This window comes from Candidatus Galacturonatibacter soehngenii (genome assembly GCF_008830185.1).
GTDB lineage: Bacteria > Bacillota > Clostridia > Lachnospirales > Lachnospiraceae > Lachnotalea > Lachnotalea soehngenii.
In genome coordinates this window covers 990,956-1,016,841 of the sequence record NZ_WAGX01000004.1, presented here as the reverse complement: position 1 = coordinate 1,016,841, position 25,886 = coordinate 990,956, and the positions used below count along the sequence as shown (strand labels likewise).

At 33.3% G+C, this 25,886-nt stretch carries 24 protein-coding genes; all 24 read left to right on the top strand.

Going from position 1 to position 25,886, the window contains the following annotated elements; genetic code table 11:
* The first annotated feature begins 178 nt into the window (after nucleotides 1-178).
* The 24 genes from F7O84_RS07305 (at nucleotide 179) to F7O84_RS07195 (ending at nucleotide 25,824) form a co-directional block, all read left to right on the top strand.
* Complete coding sequence (locus F7O84_RS07305; protein ID WP_151143611.1) at nucleotides 179-1,564, top strand: ABC transporter substrate-binding protein; 1,386 nt, start codon at nucleotides 179-181, stop codon at nucleotides 1,562-1,564.
* 83 nt (nucleotides 1,565-1,647) lie between these two features.
* Complete coding sequence (locus F7O84_RS07300; protein WP_207708042.1) at nucleotides 1,648-2,739, top strand: glycoside hydrolase family 88/105 protein; 1,092 nt, start codon at nucleotides 1,648-1,650, stop codon at nucleotides 2,737-2,739.
* Nucleotides 2,740-2,768: 29 nt separating this feature from the next.
* Nucleotides 2,769-3,704 carry a carbohydrate ABC transporter permease gene (locus tag F7O84_RS07295; RefSeq protein ID WP_151143606.1) on the top strand — a complete coding sequence of 312 codons (936 nt, stop codon included), beginning with the start codon at nucleotides 2,769-2,771 and terminating at the stop codon, nucleotides 3,702-3,704.
* 6 nt (nucleotides 3,705-3,710) lie between these two features.
* Entirely contained in the window at nucleotides 3,711-4,568 is an 858-nt protein-coding gene (locus F7O84_RS07290; RefSeq protein WP_151143603.1) for a carbohydrate ABC transporter permease, read from the top strand.
* 209 nt (nucleotides 4,569-4,777) lie between these two features.
* Nucleotides 4,778-6,334: a glycoside hydrolase family 28 protein gene (locus F7O84_RS07285; RefSeq protein WP_151143600.1), complete on the top strand. Its 1,557-nt coding sequence runs from the start codon at nucleotides 4,778-4,780 to the stop codon at nucleotides 6,332-6,334.
* An 11-nt stretch (nucleotides 6,335-6,345) separates the two neighbouring features.
* Nucleotides 6,346-7,182 carry a sugar phosphate isomerase/epimerase family protein gene (locus F7O84_RS07280; RefSeq protein ID WP_151143598.1) on the top strand — a complete coding sequence of 279 codons (837 nt, stop codon included), beginning with the start codon at nucleotides 6,346-6,348 and terminating at the stop codon, nucleotides 7,180-7,182.
* A 44-nt stretch (nucleotides 7,183-7,226) separates the two neighbouring features.
* Complete coding sequence (locus F7O84_RS07275; RefSeq protein ID WP_151143595.1) at nucleotides 7,227-8,234, top strand: LacI family DNA-binding transcriptional regulator; 1,008 nt, start codon at nucleotides 7,227-7,229, stop codon at nucleotides 8,232-8,234.
* A gap of 252 nt (nucleotides 8,235-8,486) precedes the next feature.
* On the top strand, nucleotides 8,487-10,604 hold the full coding sequence (nrdD, locus tag F7O84_RS07270) for an anaerobic ribonucleoside-triphosphate reductase (protein WP_151143591.1): 2,118 nt from the start codon (nucleotides 8,487-8,489) through the stop codon (nucleotides 10,602-10,604).
* A 169-nt stretch (nucleotides 10,605-10,773) separates the two neighbouring features.
* Nucleotides 10,774-11,262, top strand: coding sequence for an anaerobic ribonucleoside-triphosphate reductase activating protein (nrdG, locus tag F7O84_RS07265; protein ID WP_151143588.1), 489 nt, complete (start codon nucleotides 10,774-10,776; stop codon nucleotides 11,260-11,262).
* 46 nt (nucleotides 11,263-11,308) lie between these two features.
* The gene (locus F7O84_RS07260; RefSeq protein ID WP_151143585.1) at nucleotides 11,309-11,740 is read left to right on the top strand and encodes a dUTP diphosphatase; all 432 of its coding nucleotides are present in this window, start codon (nucleotides 11,309-11,311) and stop codon (nucleotides 11,738-11,740) included.
* A gap of 204 nt (nucleotides 11,741-11,944) precedes the next feature.
* Nucleotides 11,945-12,598, top strand: coding sequence for a response regulator transcription factor (locus F7O84_RS07255; RefSeq protein WP_151143582.1), 654 nt, complete (start codon nucleotides 11,945-11,947; stop codon nucleotides 12,596-12,598).
* A complete protein-coding gene (locus F7O84_RS19185) occupies nucleotides 12,595-13,302 on the top strand; it encodes a hypothetical protein (protein WP_243140834.1) in 708 nt (235 codons plus the stop codon). Before F7O84_RS07255 ends, F7O84_RS19185 begins: the two co-directional genes overlap by 4 nt.
* Nucleotides 13,224-13,985: a HAMP domain-containing sensor histidine kinase gene (locus tag F7O84_RS19180; protein ID WP_243140833.1), complete on the top strand. Its 762-nt coding sequence runs from the start codon at nucleotides 13,224-13,226 to the stop codon at nucleotides 13,983-13,985. Before F7O84_RS19185 ends, F7O84_RS19180 begins: the two co-directional genes overlap by 79 nt.
* 82 nt (nucleotides 13,986-14,067) lie before the next feature.
* The gene (locus tag F7O84_RS07245) at nucleotides 14,068-14,955 is read left to right on the top strand and encodes a hypothetical protein (protein WP_151143579.1); all 888 of its coding nucleotides are present in this window, start codon (nucleotides 14,068-14,070) and stop codon (nucleotides 14,953-14,955) included.
* Nucleotides 14,956-15,117: 162 nt separating this feature from the next.
* Complete coding sequence (locus F7O84_RS07240) at nucleotides 15,118-15,696, top strand: hypothetical protein (RefSeq protein ID WP_151143575.1); 579 nt, start codon at nucleotides 15,118-15,120, stop codon at nucleotides 15,694-15,696.
* Nucleotides 15,697-16,141: 445 nt separating this feature from the next.
* The gene (locus F7O84_RS07235; RefSeq protein WP_151143572.1) at nucleotides 16,142-16,672 is read left to right on the top strand and encodes a GNAT family N-acetyltransferase; all 531 of its coding nucleotides are present in this window, start codon (nucleotides 16,142-16,144) and stop codon (nucleotides 16,670-16,672) included.
* 391 nt (nucleotides 16,673-17,063) lie between these two features.
* Nucleotides 17,064-17,795 (top strand): CRISPR-associated endoribonuclease Cas6, encoded by a 732-nt coding sequence (cas6, locus tag F7O84_RS07230; RefSeq protein ID WP_151143569.1) that lies wholly within the window; start codon nucleotides 17,064-17,066, stop codon nucleotides 17,793-17,795.
* Nucleotides 17,796-17,810: 15 nt separating this feature from the next.
* Nucleotides 17,811-19,496 carry a type I-B CRISPR-associated protein Cas8b1/Cst1 gene (gene cas8a1 / locus F7O84_RS07225; RefSeq protein WP_207708041.1) on the top strand — a complete coding sequence of 562 codons (1,686 nt, stop codon included), beginning with the start codon at nucleotides 17,811-17,813 and terminating at the stop codon, nucleotides 19,494-19,496.
* Nucleotides 19,486-20,346, top strand: a complete 861-nt coding sequence (gene cas7i / locus F7O84_RS07220; RefSeq protein WP_151143566.1) for a type I-B CRISPR-associated protein Cas7/Cst2/DevR — start codon at nucleotides 19,486-19,488, stop codon at nucleotides 20,344-20,346. Before cas8a1 ends, cas7i begins: the two co-directional genes overlap by 11 nt.
* Nucleotides 20,333-21,067, top strand: coding sequence for a type I-B CRISPR-associated protein Cas5b (gene cas5b / locus F7O84_RS07215; RefSeq protein WP_151143563.1), 735 nt, complete (start codon nucleotides 20,333-20,335; stop codon nucleotides 21,065-21,067). Before cas7i ends, cas5b begins: the two co-directional genes overlap by 14 nt.
* Nucleotides 21,068-21,565: 498 nt before the next feature.
* Nucleotides 21,566-22,528 (top strand): beta-ketoacyl-ACP synthase III, encoded by a 963-nt coding sequence (locus F7O84_RS07210; RefSeq protein ID WP_151143560.1) that lies wholly within the window; start codon nucleotides 21,566-21,568, stop codon nucleotides 22,526-22,528.
* A gap of 73 nt (nucleotides 22,529-22,601) precedes the next feature.
* A complete protein-coding gene (locus F7O84_RS07205; RefSeq protein WP_151143768.1) occupies nucleotides 22,602-24,026 on the top strand; it encodes a spore germination protein in 1,425 nt (474 codons plus the stop codon).
* Between the two features lie 160 nt (nucleotides 24,027-24,186).
* A complete protein-coding gene (locus F7O84_RS07200; protein ID WP_151143557.1) occupies nucleotides 24,187-25,062 on the top strand; it encodes a DegV family protein in 876 nt (291 codons plus the stop codon).
* Between the two features lie 72 nt (nucleotides 25,063-25,134).
* A complete protein-coding gene (locus F7O84_RS07195) occupies nucleotides 25,135-25,824 on the top strand; it encodes a CBS domain-containing protein (protein WP_243140832.1) in 690 nt (229 codons plus the stop codon).
* Nucleotides 25,825-25,886 lie beyond the last annotated feature (62 nt).

Here is a 25,886-nt window from a genome sequence, read left to right as displayed (position 1 = left end):
ATATAGTAAAATGCACAGTTGACATTATAAAACAGTAATGTTATAGTTAAAAAGTAAAAAGAAACTTGCATGAATGACTAAAGAGACGGTTAAATAACTAATTCAATAGCATTTATGCCTATTTTTTACAAAATATTGCAAACCTTTGCAAAGATAAAACAAAAGGAGAGATAATGGTATTATGAAAAAGGCTAAAAAACTAGTTGCCCTATTAATGGCATCAACAATGGCACTATCATTGGCGGCTTGTGGATCTAAAACAGATTCAAAAACGTCAGACGCAACAACTGATACATCAAAAGATGCAGCAGCTGATACATCAAAAGATGATGCAAAAGACACTGCTACAGATTCAGCAGATGGTAAAACAGTAATCACGTTCTCATGGTGGGGTGGTGATTCAAGACATGAAGCTACAATAGCAGCTGTTAATAAGTTTATGGAACTTAACAAAGATATTGAAGTAAAAGTAAACTACGGTGCATGGGACGGTTGGGAAGAAAAGATGGCAACTGGCTTTGCAACTGGTACAGGTTCCGATGTAACACAGATCAACTGGAACTGGCTTACTTCATTTAGTTCAGACGGAAATGTTTTTGCTGATTTGAACGAATATAAAGATATTATTGATTTAACACAGTTTGATCAGACAAAATTAGACTTATGTACAGTAGCAGGTAAGTTACAAGCAGTTCCTGTATCAATGACAGGTAGAATTTTCTACTGGAACAAAGCTACTTTTGAAAAAGCTGGTATTGCTGTACCTACTTCATTAGAAGAGTTGAAAAAAGCTGGTGAAACTTTTAAGACTAAATTAGGTGATGATTATTATCCACTTGCTATGGGTGAACTTGACAGAACAATTCTTATGGTTTATTACTTAGAGTCTGTATATGGAAAACCATGGGTAGAAGATAATAAATTACAGTATACAGAAGAAGAAGTTCAAAAAGGTTTAGAATTCATTAAGTCACTTGAAGATTCACATGTAATTCCTACAATCGAAACAATTACTGGTGATGGTGCAGATTCACTTGATAAGAACCCTAAATGGATGAATGGCATTTATGCAGGTATCTTTGAATGGGATTCATCAGCTTCTAAGTTTGAGTCAGCTTTAGAAGAAGGACAGGAATTTGTTGTTGGTGATTATTTTAAAGATATGGGTGAGTACCAAGGTGGATTCTCTAAAGTTTCTTTAGGATTCTCTATTGCTGAATCAGCAGCAAACAAAGAAGCATGTGCAAAATTGGTTAACTTCTTATTAAATGAAGAAGAAGGCGTTAAGATTATGGCTTCTGAAAGAGGTATCCCTCTAAGCAAAGCTGGTTTACAGATTTGTACTGATAATGATTTATTAAATAAAACAGTTGCAGAAGCAAATGGAAAAGTTCTTGCTTGGACACAATTTGCATTAGATCCTAAATTTGAAGATGCTAAATTAAAGAACAACCCAGATGGTGTTTACTATGACGTAATGCAAGGATTAAGTTATGGTGACTATGATTTAGCTACTGCTACTACAACTTTGATTGATGGAATTAACGCTGTATTAGGTAACTAATTTTAAGAATATTATATTTTGAACCAAACATGTCGCTGGATGCTACGGTTTCCTGCGACATGTTTAAAGATAAGGAGAAAATTATGAAGTTCGACCAATATGTAGAATATCATTTGGCCCATTTCGAAAATGCGAAATCTGATTGGAATTATGAAGATGGATGTGTTTTGGTGGGATGTGTTCAATTATATCAGGCAACAGGAAAGAGCATGTATAAAGAATTTGTAATTGAATACATGAAAAAATTTATTAATGATGATGGAACAATCAATCATTTTGAAAAAGAAAATTACAATATTGACAGTATACATACTGGTAAAGTATTATTCTTTTTATACGAAGAAACCAAAGAAGAGAAGTATAGACAAGCAATTGAAATTTTGATGGATCAGCTTAGAGATCATCCACGTACAAAGTGTGGTAGCTTCTGGCATAAGAAAATTTATCCAAATCAGATTTGGTTAGATGGTTTGTATATGGCACAACCATTTTATATGGAATATGAGACAAAATATGAGAACAAAGAACATTATGAAGATATTGTAAATCAGTTTAGAAATGTAAGAAAATATATTTATAATGAAGAAAAATCTTTATACTATCACGCTTATGATGAAGCGAAAATCCAAATATGGGCAGATAAGGAAACAGGAAAGTCTCCTAACTTTTGGTTAAGAGCGATGGGTTGGTATTTAATGTCTCTTGTGGATACAATGGATGTAATGTCAAAAGAGATATTTGAGCAATATAAAACATTAGAAGGTATTTTTAAAGAAGCTGTAAAGGGAATTTTACAGTATCAGGATAAGGAAAGCAAATTATTTTATCAGTTAATTGATAAAGGTGATATAGAGGGTAATTACTTAGAGACTTCAGGCTCTGCCATGGTTGCATATGCAATTATGAAGGGATGTAGAATCGGAGCATTATCAAAAGAGAAATATCAAAGTATTGGTGAAGAGATACTCAATTCGATTATCGACCGAATGTTAATAGAGGAAGATAATGTACCAAAACTGAGTCAAATTTGTTCGGTTGCAGGCCTTGGACCTAAGAATGAAAGAGACGGAAGTGTGGAATACTATTTTTCAGAACCAATTGTGTGTGATGATCATAAAGGATCAGGGGCTTTTATGATGGCATATGCGCAGATGCTTATGCTTAGAGAAGCGTAATTCGTATATTTATATAAGGAGGATTTAAAATGGCCAAACAAGCTAATGCTACACACGTTGTGCCTACTCAAAAAAAAGGATTTAAAAGATTTCTGAAAGAAAACATAGGTTTCTTTTTTATTCTTCCTTGGCTGATAGGTTTTATCATTTTTAAACTATATCCATTTGGTTCATCATTGGTATATAGCTTTACAGATTATCATTTGTTCAATGGTATTTCGAAAGTTGGACTAATGAATTATGTTGATATTTTTACCGATGCTAAGATTATGAAAGCTTTTAATGTAACATTTAAATATGCATTTATTACAGTTCCTCTTAAATTAACAGCGGCTTTATTTATCGCCTACATATTAAATTTTAAGATTAAAGGTGTTAATTTATATCGAACAGCTTATTATATTCCGTCTATTCTTGGAGGGTCTGTAGCAATCGCTGTTCTTTGGAAGGCGCTATTTAGAGATGAAGGACTTATTAATACATTTTTAGGATTCTTTGGTGTAGATGGACCTAATTGGTTATCAGATACCAAATGGGCGTTATTCATTATTTGTTTGTTAAGAGTCTGGCAATTTGGTTCTGCAATGGTAATTTTCCTTGCAGCGTTAAAGGGTGTTTCAGGAGATTTATATGAAGCAGCTGCCATTGATGGAGCCGGAAAATGGAGACAATTTTTTAGTATTACAGTTCCATTAATTACACCAGTAATTTTTTACAATCTTGTAACACAGCTATGTCAGGCGTTCCAAGAATTTAATGGACCATTTATTATTACCAAAGGTGGACCAAGAAGTTCTACAACATTAATTTCTTTACTCGTTTATAGTAATGCGTTTAAGAGTTACCAAATGGGTATGGCTAGTGCTATGGCTTGGATTATGTTTATTATTGTAATGATTCTTACTGTAGTTGCATTTGTAAGTCAGAAGCATTGGGTATATTACTCAGATGATGATGGGAGGTAGAAATTAATGGAACTAGGTAAGAAAAAAATAATTAGTACCATTTTAAGATATGTTGTCCTAACAGCTGTTGGCTTATTAATGGTTTATCCGTTAATTTGGATGTTTGGTGCAACTTTTAAAGTGAACAATGAGATTTTTAGCGGAATTGGTTTTATTCCTAAAAATCCAACTTTAGACGGATATAAAAATGCCATGAAAAGTTATGGTGGCGAAATTAATCTTATGAAATCAATGTTCAATACCTATTCGTATGTTATTCCTAAAGTAGTATTTACTGTTGTATCAGCAACCGTTACTGCATATGGATTTGGAAGATTTAAATTTAAGGGAAGAGATTTCCTATTTGCTGTTTTGATGTCCACTTTATTCCTACCACAAGTAGTATTAAATGTTCCTCAATACATTTTGTTTAATAATTTTGGATGGGTAGATTCTAGTTTGTATTTACCAATTATCGTTCCAACCATATTTGCAACAGATACTTATTTTGTATTTATGTTAATTCAGTTCCTTCGTAACGTACCGAAAGAATTGGAAGAAGCAGCTAAGATTGATGGATGTAATGTGGTACAGACTTTGTGGAAGATTATTGTACCAATGCTCAAACCAGCTATGGTTTCTTGTGCATTGTTCCAGTTTATGTGGTCATCAAATGACTTTATGGGACCATTGTTATACGTTTCCACACCAGCTAAATATCCTGCTGCAATCTTTGTTAAGTTGTCCATGGATGCTGATACAGGATTTGATTGGAACCGTGTTTTGGCAACTTCATTGATTTCAATTATTCCATCTTTAGTAGTATTTTTCTTAGCTCAGAATACTTTCGTTGAAGGTATCTCAGCTGGTGGAGTAAAGGGTTAATAACTAAGTAATAAATAATGCAATGAAAAAAGAAGATGGGATGTAGCAAAAGCTATATCCCATTTTGACTAATCAATTTTATAAATAATAGAAAAACAGTTTAGCAAAGTGTATTCTTATGGTATAATTTACTGGGAATTTAAGTTGCACTACGGTTTGGTTTGCATCACAAATGAAAAGCATGAATGAATTAATAGGTGGTAAAATTTATGAGACTTAATTTACTTATGAAAACAGCACGAAGTGTATCGTTTGAAATAGAAGATGGAAGTGTAGTATTTACAAATCAGAACTATTATATTTACATCAATGATGAGTTCTATGCAAAGACAAATAAAGTTGTAAATAGTTTATTTGAGTTAAAGCCAGATACAAATTATAAAATATCGGTATGTAATGATAATGAACAGTATGAAATTCTTGAATTTACAACTGACTATGAATTTGTAACATTAAATGTTGTAGATATGGGGGCAAAGGGAGATGGTGTTAACGATGATACTAGCTTCATCCAAGCTGCAATCATGGCTTGTCCTCCTAATAGTAGAGTACTGATTCCAAGAGGTATTTATAAAGTAACAAGTATTTTCTTAAAAAGTGATATAAATATTGAAATAGCAAAAGATGCTGTTATCTTAGCTGAAACAGATAGAAGTAAATTTGCTAAGTTAGAAGGTTTGATTGAAAGCTATGACGAACAGTCCGAATATAACTTAGGGACGTGGGAGGGCAATCCTCTTCCTATGTTTGCAGGTATTCTTACAGGAATTAATGTTAGTAATGTTACTTTATATGGTGAAGGTCTCATAGATGGTAATGCGAGTTTTGACAATTGGTGGAAGAATGCTAAAGTGATGAAGGGTGCATTTCGTCCTAGATTATTATTTTTGAACCGATGTAATGAAGTTTCGATACAAGGGATTCAATTTCAAAATAGCCCTGCTTGGAATATCCATCCATATTTTAGCGATAATCTTAAATTTATTGATTTAAGAATTGAGAATCCTCAAGATTCACCTAACACAGATGGATTAGACCCTGAATCTTGTGAAAATGTTATCATTTACGGAGTACAGTTTTCACTAGGTGACGACTGTATAGCTGTTAAATCAGGTAAGATTTATATGGGATCAAAGTATAAAAAACCTTCAAAAAACATAACGATTAAGCAATGCCTTATGCAAAATGGACATGGGGCCGTTACCGTTGGAAGTGAGATGGCAGGTGGAGTTAAGAATCTTCTCGTAAAAGATTGTAGATTTGTTCATACCGATCGAGGGCTTAGAATCAAAACAAGACGAGGTAGGGGAAAAGATGCTATCATAGATGATATAATCTTTGAAAATATCGTTATGGATCATGTTATGACCCCGTTGGTATTGAATTGCTATTATTTTTGTGATCCAGATGGTCATACAGAATATGTTTGGTCAAAAGAATATCACGAGGTGGATGAAAGAACCCCACTGATTAAAAAACTGTTTTTTAGAAATATCAAATGCGAGAATTGCCATGTAGCGGCTGCTTATTTTTATGGATTACCAGAGCAAAAAATTGAGCTGATTGAAATGGAAAATATCTCCTTTGAGTTTTCAAAAAACTGTAAGAGTGATGTACCTGCCATGTTAGATGGAATAGAACCTTGTAGTAGACTTGGCATCTATGTAAACAATGTCGAACAATTAGTCATTCAAAATGTAGACATTAAGGGGCAAATGGGGGAGCCGTATATACTTAATAATATTAACTCAATAAATAAAAAATAGGAGGTAGACTTATGCAGTTAGGTATAAGATTACACGATACGGTAGATTTACCATTAGAAGAGAGACTTGCTAATGTAAATAAACAAGGATTTCAATGTGCACATGTTGCATTAAAAAAAGTAATTTCAGAGTATTCGGCAGAAAATGCTGCATTGACACCAGGACTTGCTATGTATCTTAAAAAGTTATTTGCAAAAAATGACGTGGATATAGCAGTTTTAGGGTGCTATTTGAATCTGGCAACACCAGATGAAAGCGAATTAAAACAATCAATAGAAACGTATATGGCCAATATACGATTTGCATCTATCTTAGGTTGCGGAGTAGTTGGTACTGAAACTGGTGCGCCAAATACAGAATATAAAACGGTTCCAGAGTGTAAAAGTGAAGAAGCATTACAAACTTTTATTACGAATCTAAAACCAATTGTAAAATATGCAGAACAAATGGGTGTCATTGTTGCAATTGAGCCTGTAGTAAGACATATTGTGCATAGTCCGAAAGTAGCACGACGTGTATTAGATACGATTATGTCTCCTAATTTGCAAATTATTCTTGATCCAGTAAATCTACTTGATATCAACAATTATGAAGATAGGGATGCTATTATTAACGAAGCAATCGAATTATTAGGAAAAGATACCGCCGTAGTTCATATAAAGGATATCATAGTTGGCGAAGATGATTTGGTTTCGGTTGCTGCTGGAACAGGAATCATGAATTACGAGAATTTATTAAGATTTATGAAAAAGGATAAGCCATATATTCATGCTACCCTCGAGGATACCAACCCGAATAATGCAGTGCAAGCAAGAAAACATATTCAAGAAATATGGGATAACTTATAGAATATAAATAGCTGTCTAAATAAAAATTAAGTAGGAGAATGGAAATGGCAGTTACAATCAAGGATATAGCAAAAATAGCAGGGGTTTCTTATTCAACCGTTTCTAGAGCTTTAAACGGAGGGGAGAATGTCAAACCTGATAAAAGAGAATTGATTATGAAAATTGCGAAGGAAGAGGGCTATGTTCCAAATCAAGCCGCGATTAACCTAAAGCTTTCGAAGGCACATACTTTAGGTTTGTTTTTATCGACCATTAGTAAATCAACATCTCCTTACGTACTACATGACGTAGTATCAGGTATTTATTCAGCCGTTGGTAGTCGTTATAGCGTAATTGTCAAAGGAATTGATTTGCAGGAGCCAAACACATTAAATTCTGCTATATTTGATGGTCTAGTGATTTTAAGTCAGAGAACTGATGATTCAGCTTTTATTGAAGAGGCCATAGCCAAGAAGATTCCGTTGGTTGTAATAAATAGACCGGTTTATTACGGCGTATCTAATGTTTTGACAGATGAAGCGCAGGGAATGAAAAAGGCAATGGAGTACCTACTAGATAATGGGCATAGGAATATTGCCATTATTGAATCAACACAAAATTTAGATTCTACCAGAGCAAGGCATAGAGGATGGGTTCAAGCAGTAGAATACTGTGGCTTAGATCCAAAGAGTATGCCGATTGCAGTGGGGAATTATCGTTTCCATAGTGGTTATTTGGCTGCAAAAGAGTTATTAGTTCATAAACCGACTGCGATTTTATGTTTTAATGATGAGATGGCGCATGGTGCTAGAAAGGCAATATTAGAGGCAGGATTATCCGTTCCTGACGATGTTTCCTTAATTGGCTTTGATAATTTAGATGCGTCTAGATTTTCTGATATGCGACTTACTACAATTGAACGAAATATGCTTAAAATTGCAAAAACTGGTACCGAGGTATTGCTAAAAAAGATAGAATGTGGTGATACTTCCTGCGAAAGAATATATCTGGATACACAGCTTATTATAAGAGAGACAGTAAAGGATATTCGAACTGGAAAGGTAGCTCACTAAAAAGGATACACTCAGAATATGAGTGTATTTTTTTATAAAGAAAGTGATAGAATTCAATTAATTAGTTATCATATTGTACTAATTTATATTACAAAATGTAGTGAATATGAATCTTGACTTGGATAGGTATAAGTGTTAATATATCTTAGGTGAACACATTATATAGTATGTGCGAATATCAGATATACCAAATGTAGTATATTTAAAAAATTAATACACATGGATAAAATTATTAGAATTGAGGGATGAAGAATGGTTGTAGTCAAAAAAGACGGTACCAAGGAAGATTTTAATGTGCAAAAGGTGGTAGTTGCAGTAAATAAATCAGCATATAGAGCCTTAATTAAATTCACAGAGGAAGAATTAGATTATATTTGTAAATTTGTTGAAGAGAAAACCAAACAAATGAATGTTGAAGAAATCCATATTTCTCAAATGCATAATATTGTTGAAAGTGCGTTGGAATCAGTAAATCGTACGGTAGCACAAAGTTATCGCGATTATAGAAATTATAAACAGGATTTTGTTCATATGTTGGATGAGGTTTATAAAAAGAGTCAATCCATCATGTACATTGGAGATAAAGAAAATTCCAATACAGATAGTGCATTGGTATCCACCAAAAGAAGTTTAATTTTTAATCAGTTGAATAAAGAACTGTATCAAAAGTTTTTCATGACAACAGAAGAGATTCAGGCTTGCAGAGATGGTTATTTATACGTGCATGATATGTCTGCTAGAAGAGATACCATGAATTGTTGTTTATTTGACGTGAAATCGGTCTTAGAAGGCGGCTTTGAAATGGGAAATCTTTGGTATAATGAGCCAAAAACCCTAAATGTAGCATTTGACGTTATCGGTGATATTGTATTGAGTGCGGCAAGTCAGCAATATGGTGGTTTCACAGTCCCAAGTGCTGATACTATTTTGGAGCCTTACGCAGAAAAATCCTTTGCACAATTTACTGAGAAATACATGAGAATGGGCTTAACGAAAGAAGCAGCAGAAGAAGAAGCATGGGCGGATGTATTAAATGATTTTGAACAAGGCTTTCAAGGATGGGAATATAAGTTTAATACCGTAGCTTCTAGTCGAGGCGATTATCCATTTATCACGGTAACAATTGGAACAGGAACAGGAAGATTTGCTAAGTTGGCAAGTATTACGATGTTAAATGTTAGAAAGAATGGGCAAGGTAAGAAAAATTGTAAGAAGCCAGTTTTATTTCCAAAGATTGTATTTTTATATGATGAGAAGCTACATGGCGAAGGCGGCTTGCTAGAAGAAGTATTTGAAGCAGGAGTGGAATGTTCTTCAAAGACGATGTATCCTGATTGGCTAAGCCTTACTGGACAAGGTTATATCGCAAGTATGTATAAGCAGTACGGTGAGATTATCAGCCCTATGGGATGTAGAGCATTCTTGTCTCCATGGTTTAAGGAAGGCGGAATGGAGCCAAAGGATGAAAATGACAAACCAGTCTTTATTGGTCGATTTAATATTGGTGTAGTAAGTCTTCATTTGCCGATGATTTATGCAAAAGCAAAACAAGAGGGGAAAGATTTTTATCAGGTTCTAGATTATTATCTAGAATTAATTCGTAATTTACACCTTAGAACCTATGATTATTTAGGCGAGATGAAGGCTTCTACAAATCCTCTTGCTTATTGTGAAGGAGGTTTCTATGGCGGACATCTTGGTATTCATGATAAGATTAAACCAATTCTAAAGACGGCAACCGCTTCCTTTGGTATTACGGCATTAAATGAATTGCAACAGCTTCATAATAAAAAATCGTTGGTAGAAGATGGTCAGTTTGCGTTAGAAGTACTTGAGTATATTAATAAGAAGATTGAAGAATTTAAAAGAGAAGATGGCAAATTATATGCTATCTATGCAACACCAGCTGAAAACTTATGTGGATTACAGATACAGCAATTCCGTAAAAAATATGGCATCATTGAGAATGTATCGGATCGAGAATATGTAAGCAATGGATTCCATTGCCATGTAACAGAGGATATTACACCGATTGAAAAACAAAACAAAGAGTATCGTTTTTGGGAGCTATCAAATGGCGGTAAGATTCAGTATGTAAAATACCCAATTAATTATAACATGGAGGCAATTAAGACATTAATTCGTCGTGCAATGGATATGGGCTTTTACGAAGGCGTTAATTTGTCCTTGGCTTATTGTGATGATTGCGGACACCAAGAGCTTGAGATGGATATTTGTCCAAAGTGTGGAAGTAAAAACTTAACCAAAATTGATCGTATGAATGGCTACTTATCTTACTCCAGAGTAAAAGGTGATACCAGATTAAATGATGCAAAAATGGCTGAAATTGCTGAAAGAAAGTCAATGTAAATAGTATTTGTAGGACTAATGTGGGATTGAAAAATTATATATACCCAAATATAATATGGAAATAGAGTAAAAGCATGAATAAGAACTCTAACAGCAAGGTGTTAGAGTTCTTATTGTGACATCAAAGCCTTTAGTTTTAAATATACGGAAGAATAACATGGAGGACACAATGCGATATCATAATATTACGAAGGAAGATATGTTAAATGGAGATGGATTAAGAGTAGTGTTATGGACAGCAGGATGCAGCCATGGCTGTAAGGGATGCCATAATACGATTACCTGGGATGCCAATGGTGGACTTGCTTTTGATGACGCAGCAAAAAAAGAATTATTTGACGAATTAGACAAAGATTATATATCCGGGATCACCTTTAGTGGTGGGGATCCATTACATAATAATAATAGAGAACAAATCAAAGAACTAGCAGAAGAAATCAAACAAAAGTACCCAAAAAAGACTATATGGTTATACACGGGATACCTGTGGGAGGATATAGCGGATTGGGATATTGTAAAAAGCCTTGATGTGGTAGTAGATGGAAGATTTGAATTAGACAAAAGGAATGTGCAGCTTCATTGGAAAGGAAGCTCAAATCAAAGAGTGATTGACGTACAACAGACGCTAAAAAAGGGAACGGTAGTATTGCATGCTTAAGAGTTAAGACATGCCACCCAATGTGAGATAGAAGAATGGAGATAAGATGGAACATATAAAGATAAAGTATTTTACGGAGGAAATTAACAAGGTTGAGAAAATTGTAAAAGGAGATTGGATTGACCTTAGAGCAGCTGAGAAAGTAGAGTTAAAAGCAGGAGAATTTAAGTTAATACCACTTGGAGTAGCAATGCAGTTACCAATCGGTTATGAGGCACATATTGTTCCAAGAAGTTCAACCTATAAAAATTTTGGAATCATTCAAACTAATTCAATGGGAATTGTGGATGAAACCTATTGCGGTGATAACGATCAATGGTTTTTCCCAGCGTATGCGTTAAGAAACACAGTAATTGAAGTGAACGACCGTATTTGCCAGTTTCGTATTATGGAACATCAACCAGAGATTGAATTTTGTGTGGTTGAAACATTAGGAAATGAAGATAGAGGCGGAATTGGAAGTACTGGTAAGAATTAAGAGAATAATAAAGAGAATAATAAAGTAATAAAATAAACGCGTTATATGACACCGACTTAGGAGACTAGGGCGGTGTCGTTTTGCGTTCTTAGTTTTTCTTATTCTCTATCAATTATCATAACAATTTATTAAGAATGATGAAAAGACTTTACAACTTCATAACAAAGCCTTGATAATATAGATGAGATAGGGAGGTTGATATCGTTGGCATTTATTTTAATTATTGAGGATGAAGTTGCAATTAATGAATTGATAAAAAGAAACTTACAATTGGTGGGGCATCAATGTAATTCTGTATATGATGGTAGAGAAGCAGTAACCGAAATGAATAGGCAAACTTACGATATGTTAATTCTAGATATTATGTTGCCTGGACTAGATGGATTCGAGGTAATCAGACAATCCAATCATACCCCCACCATTTTTTTGACTGCCAAAAACAGTTTGTCGGACCGAATCAAGGGATTTTCACTTGGAGCAGACGATTATTTGACGAAACCTTTTGAGATGCTTGAGTTACTGGCTCGAGTAGAAGCCGTTTTGAGACGAACCAAAAAGACAGCAAACCGTTTTGAACAGGGAGATGTAAAAGTTGATTTTGATAGTCATCAGGTGTTTTGCAAAGACAGACTAATTGAGTGTACACCAAAAGAATATGAATTATTAGAAGTTCTTGTCAATAATAGAAACATTGCGCTATCGCGAGAAAGGCTTCTTGAATTAGTATGGGGGTACGATTTTGAAGGAGATACAAGAACCGTTGATGTCCATATCCAAAAGGTGCGCAAAAAACTAGGTTGGGAAGACAGAATCAAAACTGTGTACAAGCTAGGGTATCGATTGGAGGTGCAAGAGTGAAACAAAGGACTTTTTTAACCACACTCTTGCTTTTTCTATTCTTTTTTAATCTTGGTATTTTTATTGTTTCAGTCATTATGTTTCAAGGAGAGATTAAGCGTGCCAAAGAAAGAAGCTTAGGAGAGCACTATTTTATAACATCTGCAATTATCAAAGATTTTAGTGCAATGAAAGAAAGAGATATTGATATCGATTCTTCTATTATTGATTTGCTTAAACCTTATCAATACCTGTTAGGGAATTCGGATTGTATTGAGTTATATAAAGATAAAGAGCTTTTTTATTCCAGTCAAAATGAGATCGTACAAAAGAGTAATCTATTAGAGCCACCAGATGGTGGAGACCGTTTGGTAACCATACAAAAATCAAATGGAATGTCATACGCTATTGTTTATGGTAAGTTACCAACCCCTCATCAATCTTATATGTTGGTTTACATTCATGATATAACTGATATCATAAAAGCTTGGAGTCATCTTAAGAATATATTGTTTTTTATTGGATTTATTCTATCCATTTTTCTAGCTCTTGGGCTTATGCTAGTATTGAACCGTATTTTTAGACCACTTATGCAGATATCTCAGACCTCAAAAAGATTGCTAACGGACAATATGATACGAGACTTTTGGTATCTGGACAGGATGAGCTTTCTGAAATGGCACAAAGCTTTAACCATATGGCAGAGGAAATTCAAAGACAGATGACGAGGCTAAGAGAGGAAGCAGAAAAAAAACAGCAATTTGTTGATAATTTTGCCCATGAGCTTCGCACCCCTTTAACAGCGATTTATGGGTATGCGGAATATATGCAAAAGGCCGTGATTTCGGAAGATGATCGATTGTCAGCACTTAACTATATTATGTCGGAAAGTAGGCGTTTGCAAACGGTTGCCTTTCAACTACTCGAACTTGCGAATCTTCAAAACAATCAAATTGCGATTGAAGAGTTGAAGTTAATGAGCCTATTTGATGTGGTAAGAAAGACGATTTATGTAAAGTACAGGGAAAAAAATATAAAAATAAAATTTGTAAATGAGATAAAAACAATCAGGGGAGACACTTATTTAATGGAAAGCTTACTCATTAATCTAATTGATAATGCCGCCAAAGCATGTGAAGAGAGTGGAAGTATAGTAGTAAGTGCAGTAAATGAAGAGGGAAAGAAGGTTATTATGGTACAAGATAATGGGAAAGGCATGAGCGCTGAAACGCTTGTACAGATTACGGAACCATTCTATCGGGCAGATAAATCACGAAATCGAAATGACGGTGGGGCAGGTTTGGGACTTGCACTTTGTAAACAAATTGCATTAAGCCACAATGCAAAATTAAGTTTTGAAAGTAAACTAGGAGAAGGTACAACAGCAAAAATATGTTTTACAACTTAATAATAACTTGATGATAATTTCATAATTTGTGTTTTATATACTGGTTCTTGTAAAACAAATAAATGAAAAAGGAGATATTTACATGAGGAAAACAAAAAAACCAGTAAATAAGAAAATGAAAGGATTACTTCTAGCAGTAGGAATACTTGGAGTTAGTACAGTGTTATTTCAAGGATTCACACAAGTTGCAACAGCGGCAGAATATAACAAGACTAGTATAGTTCCAACAAGTTATGCCACTTTAGAAGAGAAATCAATTGATACAAAGAAAGAAATGGTATCGGAAGGATACAAAAAAACAAATTACACAGTAAAAGATAACGCTCTTGAAAACTACCGAAAACAGACACCAACTAGCAAGGATATGACAAAAGAAGAGGCAGCAGAAGCTGGCGCACAGGGGTTGTGGAATATTTATGGCATTAGTCTAGAAGGAGAAGTGGTTGAAATGGGATATCAACCAGCAAACGAAGATTATCCTCGTTCTTCTTGGTGTGGAGATGTTTATATTGAAGGGAAACTACTTTATGGTTTTGAAGTTGATTCTGTAACAGGGGAAATATTTAGTGTTTTTTACAATCGAACACTTGGAAAAAAGGTAGCTGTGGGTTTAGATTTAGACCTTCATAATGATAATGGGGGAGAGTATCAAACACTTGTAAAAGAAACAGCGGAAAAGTTTAATATAGTCAATGGTACTGTTGCGTCCGTAAAATATAACTGTCAAGGGACTCAAAACGACGATCCAGACATTACTTTTGACATTACAGGAGAAAACGGAGAGGTTGCTCAGCTGACATTCTCACGATATGACAAGGCATTGTTAAATATTACTTTTAACGGTAGACAGCAATATGTTCTAAAATATGTTGAAAAAATGGATAGAGAGATAGAGATGAATGAATCTAAAAGAGAAACAAGAAAAATGGATGACAATGAAATACAAGAGTTAATATTAGAAGAGAATTAAAGGTTAATGGGAATTAAAACAGATGGCAAAATTGTGCCGTCTGTTTTCGGGTCAATTATAAAAACTAAAAAATTAAACACTTAAACATATATATCTATTAATAAATAAAAGCTTTTTGCCGAAATAATAATTAGTAAATAAATGGAAAGAAGCGGATCCTAGATGAGAATATCAAATATAAAAGCATTGATACAAGGAAGTTATTATCAATCAAATAAAAGTCAGGTTAAAGAAGCGCAAAAAAGTGGAACGATTACCATTAAAAGAAGCTTTAACGCATCTAGGACCTTGGCACAGTTGGCAAGTGCACGAACAAAATCACAAGTAAGTGCAGTTGAGCGCATGGTGAGAGCCCAATTACCTGCAATGAAAAAACAAGCTGGAAGTGAAGAGGCTGTAAGGCTTATGAAATATGTAATACAGAAAGCAAATGCAAAAAGAATGGCTCTCTCAAAAGAAGAACGGTTGGATAATAATCGTAAAGTTGCAAAAAGCGCAAATAATAAAAAGCAAGAAGCAAGGTTTAAAAGTGAGCTAATTAAAAGGCGCATGGGAAGAAAAAGAAAAGAAGTCGTAGACGCTTTAAATGCACCTGATGTGTTTGACAAGAAGAAATACGACACGTTTACAATTGCCACACAGGAGGAGAAGGCAAATTCTTTTGATGTAAGGTGTGATTCCTTTGGTGCAGTTGCTCAGGCGAATAAAAGTGTTGGAGCAGCAATTGATACGTTATTGTAGTAAAAAAAGAAATTAAGAGCTTATATATTGAGTTTCATATTAAAAAGTATGCTTATTATCAGTATTTACATAACTGAAATAAGCATATTTTTTATGACAGTGTTTACGAAAGATAATTTGATTTATAATAAATTGAATAAGTAATTGTGTTATCAATTTATTCATTTTCATTACTAAATAAAAAATTGTATTAGTTAGCATACAAAATAAGTTACTTGAAGATGTTAATAGACAGGATGGAGGAGATAGGTTATACTTAATATATGAAATGCATAGTCAGATATGTTAGATTTGGATATAAGTAGAACCATAGTGGAATGTAAATATGATATTATTAGTTGTAAAAAACTAAATATGTATAAGTAGAACCATAGTGGTATGTAATAAATTTAGGCTATTAATAAAGACTTTAACCATCGCAATGAATTTGTAAGGGGGTTGATTTATGGACGAAATCAAATTGATTATACCATCATTAAAATATGGAGAAGATATTTTTAAGTTTAGGCAAGAACTGATTGAAGCAAATGATGTAGATTCTTTTGCTGGATGTGGAAGTTTGAGAAAATGCTCTAATATTAAAGAATACTTGAATGTTCTTTCCAAATTAATGAGTCAAAACACCTGCCCTGATGGTATTGTTCCATGCAATACATATATTGCTGTTCAAGTTAAGGATAGCAGAATTGTTGGTATAATTGACCTTAGACACCACATTGATCATCCTATTTTGGGACTTTGGGGTGGACATATTGGATATACAGTTCGTCCATCTGAACGTGGGAAAGGAATTGCAAAAGAAATGCTACGACTTAATCTACAAAATTGTAGGGAAAGAAATATTGAGAAAATAATGATTACTTGTAGCCGTAACAACACTGCAAGTGAAAAGGTCATTCTTTCTAATGGTGGTATTTTTGAAAAGGAAGTTATTGTGGACGGAGAACACATAAAGCGATACTGGATAACTCTTTGATAGACTTTAATGGGATAAACGTACATTGTTTAACTTCAATTCATAGTTAGTAAAGATATATGGTAAAAAGAGATAGATAAATAAAAAATATGGTGAAAAAGGGTCAGTAGAACAAAAACTACTGACCCTTTTTGATGTTATTTGTACCAATTACTTAACTGCAATACATATCGTGAAATAATATAATTTAATAAAATTAGTCTAATATATAAAGCAATTATTTTGTTGATAATTCGTTATACAATTTCCAGAACTTGGGTTAAAATGTATTATATGGTCTAAAGTAATAGAAAAAAAGGTAAATGGAACCAGATAAAGAAAGAAAAAGAGTGTATTATAAAGAGCTTAAAATAATGTTAATGAACACATAAAGACTCAAGGGGGTGCATAGATGAGATTTTTAATAACATTTCAGCTAAAAGAAAAAGAAATACCAAGTGATTATCGAAGAAAGTTTATATCCTTTTTAAAAAAATCATTTGAAAATTATGATAAGGATATTTTTAATAAATATTATAGAGACAAAGATCCGATTGAAAAGCCCTATACATTTTCGGTGTATTTAGGAAAAGCATTATTTTCAAAAGATAAGGTGATATTAGAAAAAAATAAAATTCACTTTACTTTCTCAACCATTGATATAGAAACAGGATTACATTTTTACAATGCAGTATTAGGAATGAAAGGAAAAGAATTTTATATTGAGAAGACCAACAGTATGTTGTTAGAAGAACTACGTCTAATACAGGAAAAGGCAATTATAAAGGAGAGAGTTATATTTCGTACAATTTCCCCGATTTTAATCCGAGAGCATAATAAAGAAACCAATAAGGATTGGTATTATAGTTTTGAAGATGAAGAAAGTATTTCTATTTTAAAACGAAATATGAAATATCAAGCGGTTCAGTATTTTGGGAAAGATGCAGAGTATGATGTAGAGCAAATGGATATTATTCCACTAAATGTAAAGAAATTAGTAATCAATCATTATGGAGTTTTTGTGACAGGAAATGTAGGTAGCTTTGAACTGAAAGGGAAACCGTACCTGCTGGATTATTTTTATAAGTCAGGAGTGGCAAGCAAAAAAAGTGAAGGTTTTGGGTTATGCAATTTAGTGGGGTAAGTTGGAGGTGATATTTTGGAGGATGGTATAATTCAGCTAAGACTGGGGGATTGGTTATACAATGCAGGTATTGTTGGAATAGTCAATATTTTAGAGCATGAAAGAGAGGATAGTGCAAAATACGCTGGAAGGGAAGTAAGTTTTGATATCTGTGAATTAGAAAACTTTGAGGAAAAGTTTTTTAATTATTTCATTGATACCTATGAACCAATGATTGCTTGGAAAAAGGTGATTTCATATAAAAGTCAGATCGAAGTCTTTGAAGGGGAAAAGTTTCAAAACTTTAACGAAAAATCCCTAGAAGAATTTAATAAATATATTGAAAATTTAAAACGCTATTTAAAAAGCAATAGTCATGTCGCTGCTTATGAATTAATTGAGGAAAAATATCCTGTGTTAGAAAGAGAAAAAGAACTTAAAAAAATACAGTTAAAGAAAAAGGAACTATTGCAAGATAAAATTCCAGAGATTAAGTTAGAAATAAGTAAAATAAAAGAAATAATTAGATTTTATGAGAAGCCACAAGCGAAAAAGTATATTGCAGGAAAGAATGTAATTTATAATGTGATTAGAAATGGATGGAATGGTGTATCTATTTTAAATCCGCAAACAAAAGAAAAAAATATGTATAAGGATTATAAAAAATATTTTCCGCAGGATGCCCTAAATTATATGAAAGCAGATAAAAGTAAGTTTAAATATGAGTGTTTTAACTGTCATGCTCCAATTGAAAATTTAAATATAGAGATGGGATTTTTGAATGCAAGCGGATTTGATTCAAGTCGAAAGCCATCGCATGTGTGGAATTATAATAATGATATTGCAATCTGCCCAGTCTGTAAATTAGTTTATTCTTGTGTTCCAGCAGGTTTTACGTATGTATACAATAGAGGTATTTTTGTAAATGCCAACAATTCAGCAAGCAGTATAGTTCGGATATCACAAAAAATGAGAGAACTGATGTTAAAAGATGAAGGTTTGACTCCTAATACAACTTATAAAAGTCTTATTGCAGCAATCCAAGAAAAAACAAATGATTCTTTTCGATACGAATTATCTGATATTCAAGTGGTACGATATGAAAATGAAGTTTACCGTTTCAATATTTTATCTAGACAATGTGTAAATGTAGTGAGGGATTCAAAGAAAGAATTAGATCGAATTATTAAGTCAAGCTATAAGGAAGGCGACGAGTATATACGGTTATATGAGGAAGTAGTAAAAAAGCTTTTCAATAATGAAAATCAATTTTTACTTATACATAGACTTTTGGTATATAAATTAAGTAAACCAAATAACGAGATTTTCTATAATGTCGGAAACATTATGGATGTAATTACGATTAATTTTACTTATTTGAAGGGAATTACAAGCATGAGAGATGTGGAAAAAGAAGATTTAAAGGCTTATAGTAGAGCAGGATATTATCTTAAGAAAGACTATAAGAATAAACATTCTGAAAATAAACTAAAGGGAATTACTTATCGTTTATTAAATGCCTTAAAAACAAACAATCAGGGAATGTTTATGGATACGATATTAAATTGTTATCTCTATATCAAGAAGCAGGTACCTTACTTTTTTACAGATTGTTTAAAGGACAAGGAACGATTTAAAATGATTGGCTATTCATTTGTAAGCGGTTTGATTGATGGGGAAGATTCGACCGAGAAAGTAGAGGAGAATATTAATGGAAAATAAAGGGTTAATGCTATCAATGATTTTTGAGGCAGAGAGTGCAAATTATGGAGAAGGAGTTGGAAATATTGCGTCATTAAAAAAAATGGCAAGAGGGGCAGGAGAACAGTATACCTATATTTCACGACAGGCAATTCGTTATAATATTATTCAACAATTAGGTGAAAAAAATACACCCACCAGAGTAGAGAAAGATGTGGTACAATTTGCACCAGATGCAACAATAAAAGATTATCCAGAAATAGATTTTTTTGGGTATATGAAGACGGAAAAGGGAGCGGATAGCAAAATACGCTCTGCAGTTGTACGTCTATCAAATGCTATTTCCCTAGAAACATTTAAGGGTGATTTAGATTTTCTTACCAATAAAGGTTTAGCTGAGCGTACAACTGGAATGAAAGGGATGAATATTGCACAAGCAGAAATTCACAGATCCTACTATCGTTATACGATTACGGTAGATTTAGAGCAAATTGGAATTGATGATGAAATCGAACTAGCGAAGGAGGAAAAGGCAAGAAGGGTGAATAAACTACTGGATACCATAGCACTACTTTATCGCGATATACGAGGAAGAAGAGAGGATTTAAAGCCGTTGTTTGCAATTGGAGGTGTGTATGATGTGAAAAATCCAATCTTCCAAAATATTTTAGAAGTCAAAGAGAATAAAATTGTAATTGAAGCAATTAAAGATGTTATGTTTGACTCGATTGAAAAAGACACATTATGTGGATTAATTAAAGGGAAATTTGGTAACGATGAAGAAATCATAAAAGAATTAGGGGCTGTTAGTATGCCGGAACTTTTTAAAAAGTTAAAAGTAAAGGTTAGTGAATACTATGAAAGCAATTAGGTTAAAGATAGAACAAGAACTTGTAAACTATAAGGTACCGACTAGTTTTCAATTGAAGGAGACCTATCCTCTTCCCCCTTATTCTACGGTTATTGGCATGATTCATAATCTCTGTGGATACAAGGAATATAAGCCTATGAAGATTAGTATTCAAGGATATTATCATTCCAAAGTTAACGATTTATATACAAGGTATGAATTTAAGCCAGGATTAAAATATGAAAAGGGACGACATCAACTAGATATCAATGGTTATGGAATAGGAAAAGGAGTAGCAACGGCAGAACTTCTTAGTGAAGTTGAACTCTTAATACATATTGTACCAGATAATCACAAATTATTGGATGAAATAGAGCAAAGATTAAAATTTCCAAAGGAATATCCTGCTCTTGGCAGGCGTGAAGACCTTGCGGTCATACGTGAGTTGAAAGTAGTGGAGGTTGACTGGAAAGACAAAACTATACAGATGAATTTACCAAATAGTTATGCTGCATATATTCCAATTGATTTAGAGAGTGAAAATAAAAGTGAATTAAAAGATGGTGGGACAAGGTATACACTAAATAAGAATTATGAGATTGTAAATGTAGGAACAAATAAAAAACCAAAACTTTTTCGAAAGTGGGTAAAAAAAGAAGTAATTTATAGTTCACAAGTTAGAGTAACAAGAAAATCAAAGGTTTTGGTGGATGAGGATCAAAATGTATTATTTTTAGCGTAAAAAGGGAAAATAGTGACTTTAATCTTATGTGGGAAACAGGAGTATTTCGAAAGAATACTTACATATCAATTAAAATAAATAATTAGAATAAGCGAATACATTTTGATATCAATTCATATGAAAGAATTTTCGACAAAAAACATTTTATTAAGGAAGTTTTATATACAACATGGTAGAATAATAAAGGAATATGCTGGAATGTGAAACTTAAATCTGCTAATAATATAAATATTTTTTATTAAGTAGAACCATAATGGAATGTAAACCCAGTTTTATGTTGAATAATTTATACAATTAAATCATAGTAGAACCATATTGGAATGGTCTGAGATTTCTATTCATTTCTGTGAGTCCTCAAAGCATTCCAGTTTAATTCCGCTTGACAAAATTCCTAGAAAGCAATATACTTATCACAAAATAGTTTGATTATCAAAGTAATTTATAGAAGAATCTAAAATTGGATATTTAAAGTATAAACATATGCCGAAAGGAGCATTTATGGCAGCAAGAATTATAGGAACCGGAAGCGGACTTCCTGAACATATAGTAACGAATGATTATTTATCGACAGTGGTAGATACTAGCGATGAATGGATTCGAGAACGAACTGGAATTCGAGAACGTAGGATTTCAAAGGGTGAGACAACTAGCGATTTAGCGTCAAAAGCTGCGAAGCAGGCCCTTGAAAGTGCTGGTATGTCTAGCGATCAAATAGAGCTTATTCTCGTAGCAACGTTTACCGCAGATAGTCATATGCCAAGTACTGCTTGTCTTGTACAACAAGAAATAAAAGCGACTAACGCAGTTTGTTTTGACATCAGTGCAGCATGTACGGGATTTGTATATGCACTAAGTTGTGCCTATGCTTATATACATGCAGGGATGTATAAAAATGCGTTGGTTATTGGGGCAGAAACCATTTCAAAGACAATTGACTGGACTGATCGAGGAACTTGTGTTTTATTTGGCGACGGTGCAGGTGCAGTGGTGGTGCAAGCAGATGAATCGGGTAAAATGACTTTTGTGCAAGGATCAGATGGAAGTAAGGGAAGAGCTCTTACTTATTATGGTAAAAGCATGAATAATCTTTTGACAAGTTTAAATGATAATAATTCCTATATTTCTATGGATGGGCAGGAAGTATTTAAGTTTGCAGTTAAGAAAGTACCTGAGTGTATGGAAGAGTTATTTGTCAAAACCAATGTAGATATTGATGAAGTAAAGTATTTTTGTCTACACCAAGCAAATAAAAGAATCATTCATTCGGTTGCCAAAAGACTAAAGCAACCAGAAGAGAAATTTCCAATAAACCTTGATAAATATGGCAACACCTCAGCGGCTAGCATACCGATACTGCTGGATGAATTATACAAAGACAATCGTATTCAAAAAGGAGATAAATTCGTTATTTCAGGCTTTGGAGGAGGTCTTACGTGGGGAGCAGCACTGATTGAATGTTAAAAAATAAATGCATAATTCGTCTGGAATCTGGAACAATATATACCAATTAAATGAAAAAGAGGTATGTATTGGTATGAATGAAAAAATCAGCGGTGAATTACAGCTAAACATCAATCGATTAAATCAAACCTTGTTTGTAGGAAAAAATTATGATCTAAAGTATCGTACACTCCATGTAGGTGGAAAAGATCTTTGCGTTTATTTTATAGATGGTTTTTTAGATGATCATACAATGGAGAGATTGATGGAAACCTTCTTAACCATAAAAAATGAAGATATGCCAGAGACACCTCATGAATTTTCTAAGAAATATATTCCATATGGTTCAGTTAGTTTAGCAGATGACTATGAAAAGATAATTACTGCTATTTTATCTGGAATCTCCTGCCTTTTTATAGATGGTTATGAAGAAGCAATTATGATTGATTGTAGAAACTACCCGATGAGAGGTGTGGAAGAGCCAGTAAAAGATCGAGTGCTTAGAGGTTCACGAGATGGATTTGTAGAGACCATTGCATTTAATACCGCTTTAATTAGGCGCAGAATACGATCTCCTGAACTCGTAATGGAGATGTTATATGTTGGTGAAAAGTCTCAAACAAATGTAGTTATTTCCTATTTAGATAGCCGAGTAGACCATGAATTTTTAGATAAATTAAGAAAAAGAATCAATGATATTGAGGTAGACTCTCTTACCATGAACAGCCAAAGTTTGGCAGAATGTCTTTATCAATATCCTTGGTATAATCCTTTTCCAAAATATAAGTTTTCTGAAAGACCAGATACAGCAGCAGCTTGTATTTTAGAAGGAAATGTTGTCATTTTAGTTGATAATTCGCCATCTGCAATGATAACGCCTTCTTCAGTATTTGATATTATAGAAGAGGCAGATGATTATTATTTTCCGCCTGTTACTGGGAGTTATCTTCGATTGACTAAGTTCCTTGTCAATTTTACTAGTATGGCTATAACTCCGGTATGGTTATTGCTGATGCAGAATTCGGTTTTGGTACCAGAGTGGCTTAAATTTATCATGATTAACGAAATGATTAATGTACCGTTAATCTATCAGTTTTTAATCTTAGAAGTTGCGATTGATGGACTTCACCTTGCGGCGGTAAATACTCCTAATATGCTTACCACCCCGTTAAGTATTATGGCGGCTCTGGTCTTGGGGGATTTAAGTGTTTCGTCAGGGTGGTTTAATTCAGAGGTTATGCTTTATATGGCATTTGTGGCCATTGCTAATTATTCACAGCCGAATTTCGAATTAGCCTATGCATTTAAATTTATGCGAATGATTACGCTAGTGTTAACAGCTATTTTTAATGTATGGGGGTTTGTAATTGGTTGGATTATAACAATTGCAGCGATTGTATTTAATAAAACAATTGCTGGAAGAAGTTATTTATATCCTCTGTTTCCATTTAATTTAAGGCAGTTCTTAAAACGCTTCATTAGAGTAAGATTACCACATAACGATAAAGGTCTTCGATAGGAACAAATTTTAGATGAAAGAGTGGTAATGTTTAGTAAAATATGATATAGTTTGATTGAAACCGACAGCTTTATAAGTTGTCGGTTAAAAATATTGATTAACACAGTAGATAGTTTCATTTAATAACTAAAAGAGTTAGTACTTAAGTGGGAGGATGAGCATGCGTAATTTTGTAATAACAACAGATACGACTTCAGATTTACCGAAAGATTATATTAGTAAGCATAACATAACAGTATTACCTTTAACTTATGTTCTAGAAGGTATTACATATACACAGGATAATGGTTTGGAATTTTCAAAGTTTTATGAAAAAATGAAAAATGGATCAATGCCAACCACATCCCAGGTGAACCCAAGTCAGGCCAAAGAGATATTTGAAAAGTTATATAAAGAAGGATTTGATATTTTGCATATTGCCTTTTCTTCAGCTTTAAGTGGCAGCTATAGCAGTGCTAAAATAGCAGCAGATGAGATGACTGAGGAGTACCCAGATTGTAAAATTATGGTTGTTGATTCTTTATGTGCTTCTTTGGGAGAAGGTCTTTTAATTCATAAGGCGTCCATGCTAAAAGAAAGTGGAAAAACAATTGATGAGGTAGTAGAGTGGATTGAAGCAAATAAACTTCATGTTTGCCATAACTTTACTCCTATGGACTTGTTTCATCTATACAGAGGTGGACGTGTTTCTAAAACTGCAGCTATTTTAGGGACAATGATAAATGTTAAGCCGATTTTACATGTAGATAATGAAGGAAGATTAATTCCGATTGGCAAAGTAAGAGGTAGAAAAAAATCATTGACGACATTAGTTGATAATATGGAAAAACAAATTGGTGCTTATGTAGAAGAAAATAAACGTGATGGTGTGTTTATTGGGCACGGTGATACGCCTGAAGATGCACAGTTTGTTGCTGATTTAATTAAAGAGCGATTTGGAATTGATTCGTTCTTAATTGATTATGTAGGACCTGTTATTGGTGCTCACACAGGACCAGGAATTTTAGCTTTATTTTTCATGGGAGAAGCACGCTAAAACATCATTACAGGAAAGTGTTATTGCATAAAATTGCTAAGGATATAAAAATAAGGTATAATATAAGTATAAATGATATTACATGTTTCTTTTAAAGAAAGGACGGTAGAATTTATGCGTGTTAAGGCAATTATGATTCCCTTCCACAACTTAACCTGTATTAAATTAACAGATACGTTGGAGAAGGCAATGGAAGTAATCGATGCAAATAATTTATTATCTTTGCCAGTAGTGGATGGAAAAAAATTTATCGGTGTCTTATCAAAACAGTACACGTATGAGTATTTTTTTAAAAATTGGCAGGAAGATAAAGAAAAATTCTTAAAAATGCCAGTTTCTATGTTAATGAAAGATAAAGTAGAGACAATCTCTGAAAACATCCGTATTGAAGAAGTTGCAGTTATGTTTATTCATACAAAGGTAAGATTTATTCCGATTGTAGACTCCAATGATAAATTACTTGGTATTATAACTCAACAAGCAGTCTTTAAACAATATCAAAAGATGTTTGGGCACAGGCACAATTCTTTTGTTATTTATACGTATGATTATCGAGGTGTGGTTGCTAAAATTATGGAGACAATCGCCAAAGCAGGTGGAGATGTTCGCAATATGATAGTATCTCGCACTGAAACAATGGATTTGGTGGAGATTTTCTATCGAATCGAATGTAAAGATTTCCATAAAGTACTAAAAGCATTGGAAAAACAAAAGTTTGATGTGAGAGATATCAAATATGAGATAAAAGAAGAGAAGCAATAATTATTTCTATGCGTAACAATCAAAGAGTACCTAGGTGGTGCTCTTTTTTTGCTGTTTTCTAA